Annotated in this window: 17 protein-coding genes; 9 read left to right on the top strand and 8 right to left on the bottom strand. The window is 73.2% G+C overall.

From position 1 onward, the window contains the following. Positions 1–45 precede the first annotated feature (45 nt). A complete protein-coding gene (locus OEB99_RS06240; protein ID WP_263509065.1) occupies positions 46–414 on the top strand; it encodes a hypothetical protein in 369 nt (122 codons plus the stop codon). A gap of 485 nt (positions 415–899) precedes the next feature. Here OEB99_RS06240 and OEB99_RS06235 read toward each other — a convergent pair whose 3' ends face one another. The 7 genes from OEB99_RS06235 to OEB99_RS06205 all read right to left on the bottom strand — a co-directional run bounded on the left by OEB99_RS06235 (position 900) and on the right by OEB99_RS06205 (position 5,831). Then, a complete protein-coding gene (locus OEB99_RS06235) occupies positions 900–1,118 on the bottom strand; it encodes a hypothetical protein (RefSeq protein WP_263509063.1) in 219 nt (72 codons plus the stop codon). Between the two features lie 68 nt (positions 1,119–1,186). Then, positions 1,187–1,483: a hypothetical protein gene (locus tag OEB99_RS06230; RefSeq protein ID WP_263509062.1), complete on the bottom strand. Its 297-nt coding sequence runs from the start codon at positions 1,481–1,483 to the stop codon at positions 1,187–1,189. Positions 1,484–1,710: 227 nt separating this feature from the next. Beyond that, positions 1,711–2,286, bottom strand: a complete 576-nt coding sequence (locus OEB99_RS06225) for a hypothetical protein (RefSeq protein WP_263509061.1) — start codon at positions 2,284–2,286, stop codon at positions 1,711–1,713. Positions 2,287–2,908: 622 nt separating this feature from the next. Beyond that, complete coding sequence (locus OEB99_RS06220) at positions 2,909–3,547, bottom strand: transcriptional regulator (RefSeq protein WP_263509060.1); 639 nt, start codon at positions 3,545–3,547, stop codon at positions 2,909–2,911. 103 nt (positions 3,548–3,650) lie between these two features. Then, a complete protein-coding gene (locus tag OEB99_RS06215; protein ID WP_263509059.1) occupies positions 3,651–4,439 on the bottom strand; it encodes a class I SAM-dependent methyltransferase in 789 nt (262 codons plus the stop codon). Then, entirely contained in the window at positions 4,358–4,582 is a 225-nt protein-coding gene (locus OEB99_RS06210) for a LapA family protein (RefSeq protein ID WP_263509058.1), read from the bottom strand. Before OEB99_RS06210 ends, OEB99_RS06215 begins: the two co-directional genes overlap by 82 nt. Positions 4,583–4,622: 40 nt before the next feature. Further along, positions 4,623–5,831 (bottom strand): YibE/F family protein, encoded by a 1,209-nt coding sequence (locus OEB99_RS06205; RefSeq protein WP_263509057.1) that lies wholly within the window; start codon positions 5,829–5,831, stop codon positions 4,623–4,625. Positions 5,832–5,955: 124 nt separating this feature from the next. Between OEB99_RS06205 and dusB the strand changes: the two genes are divergently transcribed. The 5 genes from dusB (at position 5,956) to OEB99_RS06180 (ending at position 12,687) form a co-directional block, all read left to right on the top strand. After that, positions 5,956–7,119: a tRNA dihydrouridine synthase DusB gene (dusB, locus tag OEB99_RS06200; RefSeq protein ID WP_263509055.1), complete on the top strand. Its 1,164-nt coding sequence runs from the start codon at positions 5,956–5,958 to the stop codon at positions 7,117–7,119. A gap of 69 nt (positions 7,120–7,188) precedes the next feature. After that, positions 7,189–8,499, top strand: a complete 1,311-nt coding sequence (locus OEB99_RS06195; RefSeq protein ID WP_263509054.1) for a hypothetical protein — start codon at positions 7,189–7,191, stop codon at positions 8,497–8,499. A gap of 17 nt (positions 8,500–8,516) precedes the next feature. Continuing rightward, a complete protein-coding gene (locus OEB99_RS06190; protein ID WP_263509053.1) occupies positions 8,517–9,884 on the top strand; it encodes an outer membrane protein assembly factor BamB family protein in 1,368 nt (455 codons plus the stop codon). Between the two features lie 24 nt (positions 9,885–9,908). Further along, positions 9,909–11,339, top strand: coding sequence for an alpha-amylase (locus OEB99_RS06185; RefSeq protein WP_263509052.1), 1,431 nt, complete (start codon positions 9,909–9,911; stop codon positions 11,337–11,339). A 10-nt stretch (positions 11,340–11,349) separates the two neighbouring features. Further along, positions 11,350–12,687, top strand: coding sequence for an outer membrane protein assembly factor BamB family protein (locus tag OEB99_RS06180; protein WP_263509050.1), 1,338 nt, complete (start codon positions 11,350–11,352; stop codon positions 12,685–12,687). Here the strand turns inward: OEB99_RS06180 and OEB99_RS06175 are convergent. After that, positions 12,671–14,389, bottom strand: coding sequence for a glycoside hydrolase family 13 protein (locus OEB99_RS06175; protein ID WP_263509049.1), 1,719 nt, complete (start codon positions 14,387–14,389; stop codon positions 12,671–12,673). The genes OEB99_RS06180 and OEB99_RS06175 overlap by 17 nt on opposite strands. Before the next feature lie 87 nt (positions 14,390–14,476). Between OEB99_RS06175 and OEB99_RS06170 the strand changes: the two genes are divergently transcribed. The 3 genes from OEB99_RS06170 to OEB99_RS06160 are packed head-to-tail and all read left to right on the top strand — an operon-like array spanning position 14,477 to position 17,072. Further along, positions 14,477–15,724, top strand: coding sequence for a deoxyguanosinetriphosphate triphosphohydrolase (locus OEB99_RS06170; RefSeq protein ID WP_263509048.1), 1,248 nt, complete (start codon positions 14,477–14,479; stop codon positions 15,722–15,724). Next, positions 15,721–16,245: a gluconokinase gene (locus OEB99_RS06165; protein ID WP_263509047.1), complete on the top strand. Its 525-nt coding sequence runs from the start codon at positions 15,721–15,723 to the stop codon at positions 16,243–16,245. Before OEB99_RS06170 ends, OEB99_RS06165 begins: the two co-directional genes overlap by 4 nt. Beyond that, entirely contained in the window at positions 16,242–17,072 is an 831-nt protein-coding gene (locus tag OEB99_RS06160) for a ZIP family metal transporter (protein WP_263509046.1), read from the top strand. Before OEB99_RS06165 ends, OEB99_RS06160 begins: the two co-directional genes overlap by 4 nt. Positions 17,073–17,088 lie beyond the last annotated feature (16 nt).

Genomic DNA, 17,088 nt, shown 5'->3' with positions numbered 1-17,088 from the left:
GAAATGGTTCGCTCGTGCGTCTGGGAACCAAGGGGGTCGCCGGGCGTGGTTGTGGTCGTGCTGCTCGGCTTCGCGGCGAGCCTGGAACTCGTGACCGCGGGGGCGGCCGGCCCGGTCGGAAGCCCCGGCCCCCACCTGGTCTACCGCTGGACCTGGTGGGTACCCCCGGCACTGGTCACCGCAGCGGCCGCCTACGTTGCCGTGTCCGCGGGCCGTGGCCTGCCGACCGGGGTGGCCGTTGTCGCGGGCGTCATCGCCGTCGGGTCAGGAGCTGGGCTGCACCTCAAGAAGATCGCCGACGACTCCCGCCAGATGCCCCGTCGCAGCATCAGTCGGGATCCCAACCGGGGTCCTCGGGTGACGGTCCTCGCGCTCGCCGCCGTGCTGGTCATCCTCGCCGCCGTCCTCGCCTGAGCCCAGGCGGGTCATCCGCTCATGCCGCGGAGCGGCATGCAACGGGCCGGGCGACTCACGCCCCGACGTAGACCACGTCGAGCTGAGCGTGCCGGAAGATCCATGTCTCGAAGCCGCTCCATCCGATCGGACGTCGAGCTGTCCATCCGCGAGGACGAAGGAACCGTCGCCAGCGAACCCCGATCAGCGAACAGCACCGCAGCCAAGTCCAGACCGCACAGGTCCCAGACAACGTCCCCGGCGTCAGCGGCGCCCCAGGAGGTCACCACCTGGTCGCCACGACGCCACGCCCAACCGCCGAGTAGGGACGCTGCCCTGTCGTCCCCAACCAGCGAGGGCATCGGATCGCTGTACTGCACCTCGCGGATACGAAGCGGCGCCAAGGCGCGGATCGCTCCGCCTAGCGAAGTGGCGTCGTCCATGAATCGATCATCTCGGATCAGCTGCCATCGGCTCATGCCGCCGTGCGGTCGTGAGCGTCGGCGTCAGTCGTCGGGGCCCTCGGTGACGCGAAGGGTGAGTGCGCCGCCGTGGCTGGTGACCTCGAACACGACGCGACCGGACTCGCCGTCAGCGTCCTTGAGGTAGCAGGCGAGCCAGAGGGTCCGCGCGTCGAGCATCTCCGCTCGGAACATCGAGACGTCTCGGACGACCACGTCGTCGAGCCGATCATCCGGTCCCCGCAAGTCGATCCGCTTCTCCACGGCCTGAGCCTAGGGGCGATGCCCGCGGCCCAGACGGAGCGCCAACTCGCCTCGCCGGTGAGCGCCGATCAAGGACGGAGCGCGGCTTCGAGCGCTCGGAGCACCCCGATGGCGTGCGCAAGGTCATGCCAAGCGGTCTCGGGTTGCCCCGACACGACGGAGACCTCCTCGAGGTCGTCGCTGAGCTGGCCGACCGTGAGTTCGGACGGCTCCTTGGTCATGTCGTAGGCGGCGTCGACCGGAAGGTGCCAGTAGTAGTCGATCTCGACTTGTACGCGACGGCCCAGCTGTCTCTCGCACGCGTCCAGGGCACCCACGATCGCAGTGCGCAGCGTTCGAAGGTCGATCAACAGTGGCTCGGGCATGCTCGCAGCCTCCCAGAACGACTGCACGCTCACGCCGCTGACGGCATGGCGGCATGGCGTCATCCGCTCATAGCCGCGGGCCGCGCGCGTCTGCCGATGTGCGGATGCACTTCTTGGCAGTTCCCTAGGGGCTTCCCGCGGGCTCAGTGTTTCGGGGTACTCGGAGGTGGGTTGCGTGAACTCCCAGGAGCGCAGGACGTGAACAGACCCGAGCGCCCGATCCGCCCTCAGCAGTCCGCGGCGTCCTGGGCCAGAACCTCGGCGTGGAGTTTCGCGTGACCGGCGAACTCGATCGCTGTGCTGAGGTCATCGCCGCGCAGCGTCAGCGTTGCCCAGCCGACGACTCGCTGGGCGTGACTCTGCAACGCCGGGAACGTGTTGTTCGCCTCGGACCAGCCGTCGATCGCGGTGAACAGCTGCTCCCAGCGCTCCTGCGGGTCCGCCCACGATCCACCACGGACGTTCGGCTCGAGACAGGCCAAGGGTGCGACCCCCGGCTCCGTCGTCAGTCCGGGCTCTCCCTGCTCTCCCGGAAGGAGCCCTTCGGTGACAGCTCCTTCGACGGTGCCGTTCCCATCCCGATCACCGTAGCCGGGCACGTCCGGACCGGTCACCAGGTTGGCTGCCTCTTCCGCGGCCGCCTTGGCCTCGGCAAGAGTCTTCGCCTGCCCCCAGCGGTCCACTGCGGCACTGATGGCTGCGATGCGGTCGGTCACCGCGGCCGGGGCGGGGGAATCGGAGGCGCCTGAGCTGCAGGCCGAGAGGGCGAGGGCTGCGGCGAGGGGGAGGACGAATCGGTGCATGCTCCGAGCCTAGGCATCCGAGAAGTCGACATGCCCCGGCGGCCAGCTAGCTTGGCGCGGCACTGAGAGCTTCCACCTGGGCGCCCCGGACTACTGGCGGCGCGGCGCCAAGTGGGGCCCGTTGCCGGTGCGATCGGCGCCTTCTCGGCTGTGCTTGCCGTCTTCGGGGTCGTCTGGGTCGCGGCCCACTGGCCTGAGGGATCGTCTCTGAACGCGCCTGTCGCCTGGTCGGCGGCCAGCGAGATCGTCTTCGGGATGGGGTACCTCGCGGCATTGCGCCTCGTGAAGGCGCGCCCTCGCCGCCTGTTCCTCGGGCATCATCGGGCCGCGCTGAGCGCGTTGCCTCCGGGTGCGTCGTCCGCAGCTGCGGACCGCGCGCACGGCAGCTCTGAGGACTCGTCGTCTGGCAGGCTGCGGACGACCGGACAAGGAAGCCGCGCTCAGCGCCCTGGCGAAGGTCGCCCTCGCCTACCTCGACAGGGCTGGCGAGGTCACACAGCGGCGGGGACTCTTCGGTTCGCGCCCCACGCTTCGGATCGTCGCGGACCTGGACCCGATCGACGGTTCTGCCGGAGCCGGGCACGCCGCGGTCCGCGCTGTTTCGGAGTCCTGTTCTCCTGGGTCAGGACTCGTCGGCGCGGTCCAGGCCGAGGGTGGCCAGGAGGTCCTCGTGCAGCTGCATCCACACGGTGTGACAGGAGTCGACGTCTACCCCGTCGACCCACCGCCGTTCGCCCGCGAGAGCCCGAGTGAGCGCTGCTGTGAACCGCGGACCGTAGCCATCGAACCGCGGCAGCGCCTCTGACAGCTCGATCGTCAAGGAACCCACCAGGTGGCCGAGGGACGTCAGCCTGTCCAACACCTGGTCGTCCCAGTGGTGGTCGGTGTGGTCGTTCGCAGCCACCGGGTCCCCGGGCAGCGGGCGGATCTGCCAGCGTGTGACGGCGTCCAGGAACCGCGCGTTGGCGGGCAGGAAGCGAACGTAGGCATCGGCGACGGCGGGACGGGCGCCGGTGGCGTCGAGCTGCGCCGCGAGATGCTCCTCGTCGCGGGCGCGGCCCCGTTCGGTCAGAGACCAGCCGTGCGAGCCGGCGAACTCCGAGCGCACGACCCACCCGAACGCCTCGAGGTCGAGCAGGACCTCGGAGACCTCCGAGGTGGCGCGGAGGTAGCGTCGCGCCACCGCCGCGGTGTCGGCGAAACCCAGCAGGCGGACCGCGTGGAGGGTCATGGCGGTCTCGGACAGCTCGGCGTCGGGCACCGCGTCATCCTGCCAGGAGCGCGACCCGACCTGACCTCGGGGTCGCCGTTGCAGCTCGCGACGACGAGCTGTGCCCGGTGCCCTTCGCGCTCATCGCCATCGCTCACTCATCCTTCGGCCGAGGTCCGACCGTGCGGTCCGACTCGACGACGTCGTCGAGCCGGGCGGGCTTGGTGGCGAGGTAGCGGTGCACGCTTCCCCACCCGCCGACCTCGTCGTCCCGGACCTCCAACCCGACCCCGGACAGCACCACGGGCATGTCGCGGACGAGATCGCCGAGGGGCTTCCACACCCGGTTCACCAGGGCGGTGCCCACGCGGTTGCCGTCGGCGGGGTAGCCGATGTCGACAAGCACCAGGCGGCCGCCGGGCTTGAGCACCCGCGCGAGCTCCGACGCGGCAGCGGCGGCATCGGGGTATCCCGTGAAGGCCATCGTGTTCACGACGGTGTCGAACGTGGCGTCCGGGTAGGGGAGGTGCTCGACGTCGCCCTGGCGCAGGTCCGCGAACAGCCCGGCCCGGTCGAGGTTGCGGCGCGCGACGTCGAGCATCGCAGGGTTGAGGTCGACGCCGTCGGTCCGGAACCGGCCGGCGTACCGGGTGAGCAGCCAACCGGTGCCGAACGACACCTCGAGCACCCGGGGGCCGTGGATCTCCGGCAGCGCGCTCCCGAGCCACCGCCGCCAGGCCGGGGTCGCCTTGACAACGACGTCGTAGAGCCGCGCGAAGCGCGTGTAGAGCCGGTCGTTGGCGCGCGTGTAGGCGTCGGGGTCGACCGGTTCGGGGGAGTAGGGCGCCGCCGCGATGGGCGTCAGCCCTTCTTCCGCCGTGCGAGCAGCAGGCCCACGCCGATCCCGATCGCGGTCATCACGGCGAGCACGAGCCACAGCCACGTGGTCACCTCGATGCCGAACACGTTCACCGTGACCCGCTCGCTGTTCTGGATCATGAAGACCACGGCGAGCGCCGCGAGGACCACGGCGAGGACCCGACGTGGCGTGACGGAGCTCTCCTGCTTGCCGCTGGTGTCTGCCATGCCGCGAGTCTGACACCGACGGTGCGTCGCGGGGGAGGCTTCAGTCGTGCGTGCCCGCGTGGGTGTGACCGGTCGGCGCACTGTGCCGGCCGCGCACCGCGGAGGTGCTGACCACCACGGCCGCGATCGCCGTGGTCAGCGGGATGGCGAGCACCAGGCCGATCGACCCGACCAGGGTGCGCACGATCTCCTCGGCGAACGACCCGCTGGAGATCGTCTGCGCGAGCGGCAGCCGGTACACCTCGAGCAGCATGAGCACCGGGAGCGCAGCGCCCGCATACGCGAACGCGATCGTGTACACGGTCGAGGCGATGTGGTCGCGGCCGATCCGCATCCCGCGCGAGAACAGTGTCCGGCGGTCCGCGTACGGCGCCGACGCGCGAAGCTCCCACACGGCCGAGGCCTGCGTGATGGTGACGTCGTTGAGCACACCGAGCCCGGCCAGCACCACGCCGCACAGGAAGATCCCGCGCATGGCCTGGGTGTCGAGCTGCCCGGTGATCTGCGCGACCCGGTACGAGTCCTCGGTGGACACCCCGGTGAGGTGCGCGAGCCGGGCGCCGAGAGCGCCGAGCGCAGCGGTCGCCCCGAGCCCGGCCATCGTGCCGAGCAGGGCCGTGGTCGTGCGCCGGGAGAACCCGTGGGCGAGGTAGAGGACCACGATCATGATCGCCGCCGAACCCACCAGGCCCACCGCGAGCGGGTCCCGGCCGTCCAGCAGCGCCGGCAGCATGAACATCCCGATCACGGCGAACGCGAGGGCGAGCCCGACCAGCGCCCGCACGCCCCGGAACCCGGCGACCATCACCACGACCAGCGCGAACGCCGCGGTCAGCCCCCACAGCGGCAGCGCGCGGTCGAAGTCGTACCAGACGTAGACCTCCTCGACGCCGTCCGCGGCGGGGAAGTGCTGGAGCACGATCCGGGTCCCGACGTGCACATCGGCCACCGGCACCGTGCTCGGTGCCCAGACGTCGACGCTCGTCCCCGACGCGAGCTCGGCGGTCACCTGCAGGCACGGGACGGTGTCCGGCACGGTCCCGTCGGGCAGGCGGTCCTCGTTGGTGCCCTGGCACTCCTGCGGCGCGAGCGCGGTCACCGTGGCGAGCGGGTAATCCGCTCCCGTGTCCACGATCCCGGAGTCGTGCACCGCCCCGGTCGGCCGCAGCACGACCAGGCCGACGACCGTCGCGATCACGAACGGAAAGACGATCGCGGCGAGCACCGCGGTGGTCCTGTCCCAGCGCACCGCTCGATCATCGCACCGGGTCCTCGAACGCGCCGGGCGAGGGCGGCCGCCCGGTCGGACCGCTGCGTGGGCGCCGGGCGGGCCCCTGAGCGGGCCCTGCCGTCCGCTGGGCGACAATGGGTCGATGACCACCTCACCGACCGGGCAGCGCTCGCTGCTGCCGCCGCTGAAGATCGGTGACCTGGCCGTCGAGACCCCCGTGGTGCTCGCGCCGATGGCCGGCGTCACGAACCGCGCGTTCCGCCTGCTGTGCCGCGAGCACGGGGCCGGGCTGTACGTCGCCGAGATGGTGACCTCTCGCGCGCTCGTCGAGCGCACCCCGGAGTCGTTGCGGATCATCGCCCACGACCCCGGCGAGACCCCCCGCTCGGTCCAGGTGTACGGCGTGGACCCCACGACGGTCGGCGCCGCCGTGCGGATGATCGCCGACGAGGACCGCGCCGACCACGTCGACCTGAACTTCGGGTGCCCGGTTCCCAAGGTGACCCGCAAGGGCGGCGGTGCCGCGCTGCCCTGGAAGCGGGACCTGTTCGCCTCGATCGTGCAGGCCGCCGTCCGGGCCGCCGACGGCCGTATACCGGTCACGGTCAAGATGCGGATGGGCATCGACGACGACCACCTGACCTACCTCGAGGCGGGCCGTACCGCACAGGACGCGGGCGTCGCGGCCGTCTCGCTGCACGCCCGCACCGCGGCCCAGCACTACTCCGGGACCGCGGACTGGAGCGCGATCGCCCGGCTCAAGGAGCACCTGGACGTCCCGGTGCTCGGCAACGGAGACATCTGGTCCGCGGAGGACGCCGTGGCGATGGTGCAGAGCACGGGGTGCGACGGCGTGGTGGTCGGCCGTGGCTGCCAAGGCCGGCCCTGGCTGTTCGCCGACCTCGCGGCGGCCTTCGCCGGCGACGACACCCGCCAGCGCCCCGGGCTGCGCGACGTCGCGGCGACGATCCGCCGGCACGCCGAGCTGATGATCGCCGACCTGGGCGAGGACCGTGGGATGCGCGAGCTGCGCAAGCACATGGCCTGGTACCTCAAGGGCTACGTGGTCGGCGGCGAGCAGCGGCGCATGCTCGGCCTGGTCAGCACTCTCGAGGAGCTCGACGAGCGGCTCGCGGCGCTCGACCTCGACCAGCCGTACCCCGGCGAGCCGGCCGAAGGCCCGCGCGGACGGGCCGGCAGCCCGAAGCGGCCCGTCCTGCCCGAGCGGTGGCTCGACTCCCGCGAGCTCGACGCGGAGTTCCGGGCCGAGCTCCGCGAGGCCGAGCTGAGCGTCTCGGGCGGCTGAACGCCGGAGCCCGGGTCGGGGTCGGGAGAAACCCTCGCCGGACACGGGGCACGTTCGTACCCTGGAGACGTGGACCTGGTCCAGGTCGAGCTCGATGACGAGTCGCCGTCCGGGAGGCCCCCGCGGGTCCGCCGCCGAGTGCGGGTCTGGGCCGGCCTCGCGGCCGTGGTCGTGGGCGCCGTCGCGATCGTGGTCGGCGTCCAGGACCGGGCCGCGATGCGTGCGACCGAGCGCCTCGCCGCCGTCGACGGGCTCGACCAGGACCTCACCCAAGAGCGGTCCGAGGCCTGGCGGGCCGAGGCGAGTGGCGTGCTCGGCGTGGTCGACGACCTCGTGCTGCTCACCCGCGGGACCGGCGGCGCGGCCGCCGTGGCGATCGCCGACGGCGAACCGGTCTGGGCCCACGACGCCGGGGTCTGCTCGCTCGTCGACCTCGGCGGGGAACCGGTCACCGTGCGGCGTGCCGCGCTGACCCGAGTCCTGTGCCAGCAGTGGCGGGGCTCGCCGAGCGGCGGAGTCCTCGGCGCCGAGGTGCTCGACAGCGCGAGCGGTGCGGCACTCGCGCGGGTGTCCGTCGTGACGTCGGGTGGCGCGTTCGTGACCATCTGGCGGGACATGCTCGTGGGCGTCGGCGTGGACCTGCGCGACCGGGTCGTCGCGCAGGGCTGGTCGATGGTGACGGGGGACCGGGTGTGGACCTGGACGGGCTCGGCGGGCGCCGTGCCCGTGGCCGACCTCGCCCACGCCCAGGGCTGGCTCCGGATCGACTCCGCGGGCGGCCGGATCCTTCTCGACGTCGAGTCGGGCACCGTGGTCGTCACGGCCGCCGAGGTCGCGCAGGCGACCCTGGTCGTACTGCCCGACGGCGGCACGGCGACCACGGTCGTCGAGCCGGCCGGGACCGAGGTGGAGCTCTCCGGCCCGTCCGGCGCCAGCCGCACGGTGATCCGCGACGCGGCGTACGCACGGCCCGCCGTCGACGACCCGCTGGCACGCGACGTCCTCACGCTCTACCGGGACGGTGACCGGCTCAGCGGCGTCGATGCGGTCACGGGCGAGGACCTGTGGCGGCTGGCCGGCCGGCCCTACCGTCCCCTCGCGAGCCTGGGGGGCGTGCTCGTCATCGGCTACCCGGTCCGGGCGGTGGACCCGCGGACCGGCGCGACGCTGTGGACGTCGACCGCCACGACCGGTCTGCTCTGCGACGGCCGGAACGTCGGCGTTCTCGAGGCCGGGCGCCTCGTGGTGCGCGAGCTGCGCACCGGTGCCCTGGTGGCTGCCTCGACATTGCCCGACGGCGCCACGGCGATCGCGAGCCTTCCCGGGGGCCGGTGGGCCGTCGTCACGGACGGCGAAGTGGTCACGTTCGCGCCGGTCTGAGGCCCTAGCCTGCTGGCATGGGGGGCACCGTCGACGTCGAGCTGGATGACACTGCTGCACCTGCGCCCGAGCCGGCGGGTCGTCGCCCGAGATCACGGTGGGTCGCGCTGGCGTTCGTGGTGGTCGTCGTGGGGACCGGCCTGTTCTGGTTCCTGAGGGGTGGGCAGGCTGCGGCGCAACCCGTGGGCCTGGTGACGGACCTCACCCAGCCGCGGCACGAGCTGTGGCGCACCGAGGCCGCGTCGGTCATCGGGATCGTCGGTGACGTCCTCGTGGCCGACCGCCTGGACGGCACCACGGTCGGGCTGGACCTGGCCACCGGCGAGCAGCTGTGGCAGGTCGGCTCGGACCACGTGTGCTGGGTCACCGACGGCTCGCTGCCATCACAGGCGTTCAGCGTCCACCCGACCGCGGGCCTGGGCGCGGACCGTTCGCTCGTCTGCCAGGTCGGGGAGGAGGACGGGCGTGCCCTCGTGACGCTCGACGCCGCGGACGGCTCCGAGGTGGCCCGGCTGGATGCAGCGTCCTCCCAGACGAGCGTGCTGGTCACGGTCGGCGACGTCCTGCTCGATCTCGACATGGGTGTGACCCGGACGGTCACGGCTGTGTCGACCCGGGGTGGCGAGCTCTGGTCCCGGACGCTCGACGCGCCGGTGTACACGCAGGTCCTCGCGGGTGACCGGCTGGTCCTCCCCGGACCGGGCGGCGTGGTGGTGCTGGACCTGCGCACCGGCGAGGTCAGCGACGACCCGGGACCGTGGGCGCTCAGGACCGTGACGCTCGAGGACGGCGGTGTGCTGCGCACCCAGGTCGACGACGACGGCACGATCCGCACTGTCGTCCTCGACGGTGACCGGCAGCGCTGGGCCATCGACGGGAGCTACCTCGCGCCCGCGCTCGGCGTCCCGGTCACCGGCGACGTCGTCCTTGTCCAGGAGACCTCGGGTGTGGTCGTCCCGGTCGACGTCAGGACCGGCGAGCAGGCGTGGTCCGGCGACCAGCTCTCCTTCCCGCTGCTGGGGCTGGACGACACGCTGGTCGTGGGCGGACTCGAGCCGGACGGCACGTCCCGGTTGGACGTCCTCGACGCCTCGACCGGAGCGACGCTCTGGTCCGTCCCCGGTGGGGCGGCCACCTCCGGGTCGAGCCCGCTGTGCGACGGCCGCAGCCTCGGCGTGGCCGAGCAGGTGAACGGCGAAGAGGAGCTTGCGGTCCGAGACCTCCGCACCGGTGAGCTGGTGACGTCGTGGCCGCTGCCGGGTGCGTGGCCCTCAGCCGTCGTCGCGCTGGACGACGGCCTGATCGCCCAGGTGCCGGACGTGTCGGCGCAGCCCGCCACGAGCGACGCAGGGGTCACCCCGGAGGTCGTGATTCTCGGCCCGTGAGGTGGCGGTGAGACAGTAGGGCCCATGCGTCCCACCGTCGTGGCCGTCGTCGGCGCCGCCGCCGTCGTCGCCTCCTTGGCGGCCTGCACGCCGTCGGCTCCCGAGCCGGCGTCCGACGTCGGGGTGCAGCTGTTCGAGTGGACCTGGGACGCGATCGCCGCCGAGTGCCCGCACCTCGGCGAGGCCGGCTACGGCTGGGTGCTCACCTCGCCGCCGCAGGAGCACGTGCTCGGCTCGCAGTGGTGGACGCAGTACCAGCCGGTGTCCTACCAGGTCGAGTCGCGGCTCGGCACGCGCGACGAGTTCGAGCAGATGGTCGGGGCGTGCCACGACGCCGGGGTGCAGGTGATCGCCGACGCCGTGATCAACCACATGGCCGGCAGCGAGTCCGGCACCGGGTGGGCGGGCAGCACGTTCACGCACTACGAGTACCCGGGCCTGTGGACCTACGACGACTTCCACCACTGCGACGCCCCGGACGGCGACATCGCGGACTACCGCGACGCGACCCAGGTGCAGACCTGCGAGCTGGTCAACCTCGCCGACCTCGCCACCGACACCGAACCGGTGCGCGCACGCCTGAGCGAGTACCTGCTCGACCTGCGCAGCCTCGGGGTGGACGGGTTCCGGATCGACGCCGCGAAGCACATGGCGGCCGAGGACGTCGCGGCGATCCTCGAGCCGCTCCCGGACGACACCGTCGTCCTGCAGGAGGTCATCTACGGCGACGGCGAACCGATCACGCCCGAGCAGTACCTCGGCAACGGCTCGGTGTTCGACTTCCAGTACGCCTGGGACCTCGAGCGCATCCTGCGGAACGGCCGCCTGGCGAGCCTGCTCGAGGCCCGCGCGTCGGGGCTGCCGGCCGAGTCGTCGGTGCTGTTCGTGACGAACCACGACACCGAGCGCAACGCGCAGACCCTCTCCTACCGCGACGCCGCACGGTTCGAGCTGGCGACCGTGCTCATGCTCGCCGGTGACGACGGGACACCGATGGTCTACTCCGGCTACGCCTTCGACGACCGCGACGCCGGGCCCGACCAGGACGCCGACGGCGCCGTGCTCGACGCGTCCTGCGCGGCGGACGCGGGACCCGGCGCCGACGTGGCTGACGGCGGCTGGGTGTGCGAGCACCGCTGGCCCGCGATCCAGGCGATGGTGGGTTGGCGCGCGACGGTCGGGGACGCTCCGGTCACCGACACCTGGGCCGACGGCGGCGCGGTCGCCTGGAGCCGGGACGGCCGCGGCTTCGTCGCCGCCAACGCGGGCGACCCCACCACGGTGACCATCCCGACATCGCTGCCCGACGACACCTACTGCGACGTGCTCACGGGAGGTGCGGGCGAGGACGGCTGCCTCGGCACCGCGGTCGAGGTGAGCGGAGGCGAGGCCACCGTCACGCTGGACACGCTGGGCGCCGTGGCCTTGGAGCCGGATGCCACCGCGGGGTCGTGAGCGCGACGTCGTGAGCGACGACGCGGTCGACGTAGAGCTGGTCGAGGACGGCCGGCCCGGATCCGAGCGCAGGCGGGTGCCGGTGCGCGGCGTGGTCGCGCTGCTGCTCGTCCTCGTGCTGTCGGTGGGCGTCGCGCTCGTGGTCGCCAAGGTGCACGAGGCGCAGCGGGCCCGCGAGCTCGCCGCGCGCGGCTTCGCGACCTCCTTGACCCGCCCGATGGCCCAGGCATGGTCGGCCTCCGGCGCCACGCCCCTCCTCGCCGACCAGCAGCAGCTCGTGGTAGCGACGGCCGACGGCCTCGAGTCCCGGGACCTGGTCTCCGGGGAGCGGGTCTGGGCACTCGACCTCCAGGGCACGTGCCTCCCGGTGGTCGGGGGTGAGGCCTGGGTGGGCATCGGGGTCGCAGCGGCCGGCGACGACCCGGCCCGGCTGTGGTGCCGCACCGGCGACGGCCGGGACGTGTCCGTCGACCCGGGAGGCGGTGTCGTGGTCGGCGAACGTCCCGTCACGGGCACGGCGGTGCTCGCGACCGTCCTGGATGGTGACGTCGTGCGCCTGCAGGTCACCGACGACGGCCGGATCGACGCCTCGCGCTGGTCGCTGGACGGCGTGCTCCGCTGGGAGGCCACCACCCCGGACCCGGTGGCCGCGACCGTCATGCCGATCGTGATGCTCGAGTCCGGCGGCGCGTACGCGCGGGTGACCGGCACGCGCACGCTGCTGCTGGACCTGTCGACCGGCCAGGAGGTCGACCCCCTGGTCGCCGCGGCGGGCGGCACGACCGAACGCCGGACCGTGTCGAGGTCGGTGCCGATCCCCGGTGGTGGGGACGTGGAGCAGCGCGACGGCCCAGGGCTCCTGCCCCAGGTGGTCGCGGTCGGCCCGGACGGCGTGGAGTGGTGGCAGTCCTCGGGTGCGCTGGTCCGGCCCGACCGCGACGACGGCAGCGACCCGGAGGTCGTCCTGGTCCAGTCCGGTGGGGTGCTCCTCGGCGTCGACGTGCGCACCGGGGAGCGGCTCTGGAGCTATGTCGAGGCCGTGCAGCCCGCGGTGCTGGTCGGCGGCGTCGTGGTCGCGCAGGGGTCCGGCGAGATCCTGGCGCTCCGGGTCGCGGACGGCGGGGTGCTGTGGCGGCACGAGGTGGGCCACGAGCTGACCGGCGCCGCCCTGACCTCGGACGGCCACGTCGTGGTGGGCGACGACGGAGCCGACCTGGTCGCCTGGGGGCTGCTGGACGGCGCCGAGCGGTGGCGTGACCAGCTGCCGGACGGTGCCCTGTGGGACGGCGTGCTGCCCGACGGTGCCCTGCTGGTCGGCGCCGCCGACTCGGTCACCGTGCTGCGCTGAGGGCCCAGACCGTGCTGTCGGTGCCGACCACACGGTCGTCCCGGTCGTCGGACCGCAGCACCACGTCGTAGCCGGCCGGAAGGTCGATCGGCGCGCCGAGGTTGGTCACCACGAGCAGGTCGGCGTTGCGGAACGCCGTGACCTCCTCACCGAGGTCCACCCAGGCGAGCGGTCCGAGGCCGAGGCGCCGCTCGCGCCGGAGCCGCAGGGCGGCGCGGTACAGCTCGAGCGTCGACCCGGGGACGCCGGTCTGCCGGTCCACGGCGAGCGGTCCGAAGGACGACGGCTGGGGCAGCCAGCTCGCCCCGGTGGGGGAGAAGCCGTAGGCCGGGGCGTCGGCGTGCCAGGGCAGCGGCACCCGGCAGCCGTCCCGGCCCCGCTGCGTGTGAGCCGTGCGGGTCCACACCGGGTCCTGGCGGAGGTCGTCGTCGAGCGTGGTGTGCTCGGGCAGGCCGAGCTCCTCACCCTGGTAGAGGTACGCCGAACCGGGCAGGGCCAGCATCATCAGGCTCGCCGCCCGCGCCCGCCGCAGCCCGACGACGGCGTCGGGCTGGGGGTCGTCGGCGCCGATGCCGGGCGGGAAGCCGCCGCCGAGGCCGAGCCGCGAGGTGTGCCGCACGACGTCGTGGTTGGACAGCACCCACGTCGTCGTCGCGCCGACCGAGTCCATGGCGGCCAGCGAGCCCGAGATCACGTCGCGCAGCGCGCCCGCCTCCCAGCGCGACATGAGGAACGCGAAGTTGAAGGTCTGCTGCAGCTCGTCCGGCCGGACGTACGCGGCGAGCCGGGACAGCGGCTCGACCCAGGCCTCGGCGACCATCGCCCGCTCGCCGGGGTACGCGCTGAGCACCCGGTGCCACGAGCGGTAGATGTCGTGCACGCCGTCCTGGTCCCACATCGGTCCCTCGGGCATGCCGTCGTCGGCACCCGGGTCGCCGGTCTCGGCGCCCGCGGCCTCGGAGCCGTCGTCCGCACCGGCGTCGTCGTCGGCCGCCATGATCCGGGAGCGGCCCGTCCAGTCGGGCAGGTCCGGGTGCTTGACCATGCCGTGCGCGACGTCGATCCGGAAGCCGTCGACGTCCCGGTCGAGCCAGAACCGCAGGACGGCCTCGAACTCGGTGCGGACCTCCGGGTTCGACCAGTCCAGGTCCGGCTGGGTGTGGTCGAACAGGTGCAGGTACCACTGACCCGGCGAACCGTCCGGCTCGGTGACCCGGGTCCACGCCGAACCGCCGAAGGTCGAGAGCCAGTTGTTCGGCGGTTCGTCCCCACCCGGGCCTCGGCCGTCCCGGAACAGGTACCGCGCGCGCTCGGGGCTGCCGGGCGCGGCCGCGAGCGCAGCGACGAACCACGGGTGCTCCCAGGACGTGTGGTTCGGCACCAGGTCGACCAGCACCCGCAGGCCGAGCCGGTGCGCCTCGGCGACGAACGCGTCGGCGTCCGGCAGCGTGCCGAAGACCGGGTCGATGTCCCGGTAGTCGGCCACGTCGTACCCGCCGTCGTTCTGCGGCGAGACGTAGAACGGCGACAGCCACACCGCGTCCACGCCGAGGTCGCGCAGGTGGGTCAGGCGCGACGTCGCACCCGGCAGGTCGCCGACCCCGTCACCGTTCGCGTCCGCGAACGAGCGTGGGTAGACCTGGTAGACGACGGCATCGCGCCACCACTCGGCGGAGGTGGCAGGCGGGTGGGTGACGGTCACGAGCGGGAATCCTCTCAGGCCCGGGCGGGTGGTCCGCGACGCCACGCCCCGCGGTCGGGCGGGTTCGGCGAGACTAGGGTGAGACCCATGGGGTACAGCGACCACGATCGCGCCCGCCGGGTCGCCGAACCCCCGAAGTCCGAGATGCGAACGGACTTCGAGCGCGACCGGGCACGCGTCGTGCACAGCTCGGCGCTGCGCCGCCTCGGCGCCAAGACGCAGGTGCTCGGGCCGGCGAGCGACGACTTCGTGCGGACCCGGCTCACGCACACCCTGGAGGTCGCCCAGGTCGGCCGTGAGCTCGGCAAGGCGCTCGGCTGCGACCCGGACGTGGTGGACACCGCGTGCCTCGCGCACGACCTCGGGCACCCGCCGTTCGGGCACAACGGCGAACGTTCGCTCGCGGAGATCGCCCGGGAGATCGGCGGGTTCGAGGGCAACGCGCAGACCCTGCGGCTGCTGACCAGGCTCGAGCCGAAGGTGACCGACGAGCACGGGCGCTCCGTGGGCCTCAACCTCACCCGGGCCAGCCTCGACGCGGCGACCAAGTACCCGTGGCCGGCGGCCGACGCGCCCGAGTCCTCGCCGCGGAAGTTCGGCGTCTATCCCGACGACCTCGAGATGTTCGGCTGGCTGCGTGAGGGCGCGCCGGCCGGGGCGCGCTGCCTCGAGGCCGAGGTGATGGACCTCGCCGACGACATCGCCTACTCGGTGCACGACGTGGAGGACGCGATCGTCTCCGGGCGGCTCTCGCTGGCCGTGCTCGACCACGCCGACGCGCGCGACGCGGTGATCGCCCAGGTGCACGCCTGGTACGGCACGCACGTGTCCGCGGACGAGCTGTCGGCCGCGATGCACCGGCTGCCCACCGTGGAGACCTGGGTGCGGGACGTCGACGGCTCCCGGTCGGGCCTCGCGGCGCTGAAGGACATGACGAGCCAGCTGATCGGGCGGTTCGCGGACGCCGCGATCACCGCGACCCGGGCCGTGCACGGCGACGGCGAGCTCACCAGGTACGCCGCGCGGCTCGTCGTCCCGCACGAGACCCTCGCCGAGATCCTCGCGCTCAAGGGCCTCGCCGCGACCTACGTCATGGCCCCCAGGGAGGCCGAACCGCTGTTCCGACGTCAGCGCGAGCTGGTCGCCGAGCTGGTCGACGTGCTCGGCGAGCGAGCCCCGGTGGCCCTCGAGCCGCCGTTCGCCGCGGACTGGCGTGCCGCCTCGGACGACGCCGCGCGGTTGCGGGTGGTGGTGGACCAGGTGGCCTCGCTCACCGACGTCTCCGCGGCCGAGTGGCACGCGCGGCTCCTGTCGCCGCGCTGGGCGGCCCGATGACGGCGCCGTGTCACGTGGTGGTCTTCGGGGTGTCCGGCTGCGGCAAGAGCACGGTGGCCGCCGGCATCGCCGAGCGCACCGGCCGGGTGGCCGCCGACGCGGACGACTTCCACCCACCCGCGAACGTCGCGAAGATGAGCGCCGGCGTCCCGCTCACCGACGAGGACCGGGCACCCTGGCTCGAGGCCGTGCGGGACTGGATGACCGACCGGTGCCGGGCGGGTGAGCGGACCGTGGTCGCATGCTCCGCGCTCAGGCGGGCCTACCGGGACGTGCTGCGCGGCGCCGAGGGCACGGTGGTGCTCGTGCTGCTCGACGTGCCCCGCGACGAGCTCGAGCGGCGGCTGCGCGGGCGAACCGACCACTTCATGCCGGCCAGCCTGCTCGACTCCCAGCTCGCGACGCTCGAGCCGCCGCAGGGCAGCGACGTGCTCGTCGTCGAGGCGCACCGGGACGCCGGCGACGACGTCGAGGCGGCCTTGGCGGCGCTCGACCGTTGGGCGGCGGCGCACCCGGCATGAGCAGCGGCGACCTGGTCCTGGTCAAGCTCGCCTTCGCCGTGCTGGTCGCGGCGGTCGGCCTGGTCGGCACCTGGGTGCCGTGGCTGCTGGGTCGCCGCGCCGCCGACGACCGCGTCCTCGCGTTGAGCGACACGTTCGCCGCCGGCGTGCTCGGCGGAGCGGGCCTGATCCACCTGCTGGGATCCGCCAACGACCTGTTCCGGACCGTGCTGCCGGACGTCTCCTACCCGATCGCGCTCGTGCTCGCGGGCGCGGGCTTCCTGCTCATCCTGCTGATCGAGGCGGTCGTGGTGCCCGCCCACCCCGGGCACGACGCCGTGCCGGCCGTGGCGGGGTCCGCCGGCCTGCAGCACGAGCTCGACTGGCACCCGGAGGGGCCCCGGAGCCGGGCGCTCGTGCTGCTGGTCGTGCTCTCGCTGCACTCGGTGATCCTCGGCGTCGCGCTCGGGGCGCAGAGCGCGTGGGCCGGCGTGCTGGTGGTCCTGGTGGCGATCCTCACGCACAAGGGGGCCGCCGCGGTCGCGCTCGGTGTGGGCTACCGGCGGGCGGGTCTGAGCCACCGCGAGGCCCTGCCACGGCTCGCGTTCTTCTCGGCGATGACACCGCTCGGCATCGTGCTGGGCACGATCGTCGGGGCCGTCCTGCTCGGCACCACCGCGCAGGTGTTCGAGGCGGCGTTCGACGCGATCGGGGCGGGGACCTTCCTCTACATCGCGGCGTTGGACATCATCAAGACCGAGTTCGACGGGCCCGGCCACCACGCCCAGAAGTGGCTGGCCACGGCTGCCGGGTTCAGCCTCATGGCGGTCCTCGCGTTCTGGTTGTGAGCGGCCGGTCGGCACG

Origin of the sequence: Actinotalea endophytica (genome assembly GCF_025717005.1) — a bacterium.
Lineage (GTDB): Bacteria > Actinomycetota > Actinomycetes > Actinomycetales > Cellulomonadaceae > Actinotalea.
The sequence above is the reverse complement of the archived record's forward strand: the minus strand, read 5'-3'. Positions and strand labels throughout refer to the sequence as shown.

Excerpts from the sequence above, each read along its gene's own strand:
- OEB99_RS06230 (WP_263509062.1), bottom strand. The coding sequence starts at position 1,483 with ATGCCCGAGCCACTGTTGATCGACCTTCGAACGCTGCGCACTGCGATC.
- OEB99_RS06225 (WP_263509061.1), bottom strand. The coding sequence starts at position 2,286 with ATGCACCGATTCGTCCTCCCCCTCGCCGCAGCCCTCGCCCTCTCGGCC.
- OEB99_RS06210 (WP_263509058.1), bottom strand. The coding sequence starts at position 4,582 with ATGGCAGACACCAGCGGCAAGCAGGAGAGCTCCGTCACGCCACGTCGG.
- dusB (WP_263509055.1), top strand. The coding sequence starts at position 5,956 with ATGACCACCTCACCGACCGGGCAGCGCTCGCTGCTGCCGCCGCTGAAG.
- OEB99_RS06190 (WP_263509053.1), top strand. The coding sequence starts at position 8,517 with ATGGGGGGCACCGTCGACGTCGAGCTGGATGACACTGCTGCACCTGCG.
- OEB99_RS06185 (WP_263509052.1), top strand. The coding sequence starts at position 9,909 with ATGCGTCCCACCGTCGTGGCCGTCGTCGGCGCCGCCGCCGTCGTCGCC.
- OEB99_RS06170 (WP_263509048.1), top strand. The coding sequence starts at position 14,477 with ATGGGGTACAGCGACCACGATCGCGCCCGCCGGGTCGCCGAACCCCCG.
- OEB99_RS06165 (WP_263509047.1), top strand. The coding sequence starts at position 15,721 with ATGACGGCGCCGTGTCACGTGGTGGTCTTCGGGGTGTCCGGCTGCGGC.
- OEB99_RS06160 (WP_263509046.1), top strand. The coding sequence starts at position 16,242 with ATGAGCAGCGGCGACCTGGTCCTGGTCAAGCTCGCCTTCGCCGTGCTG.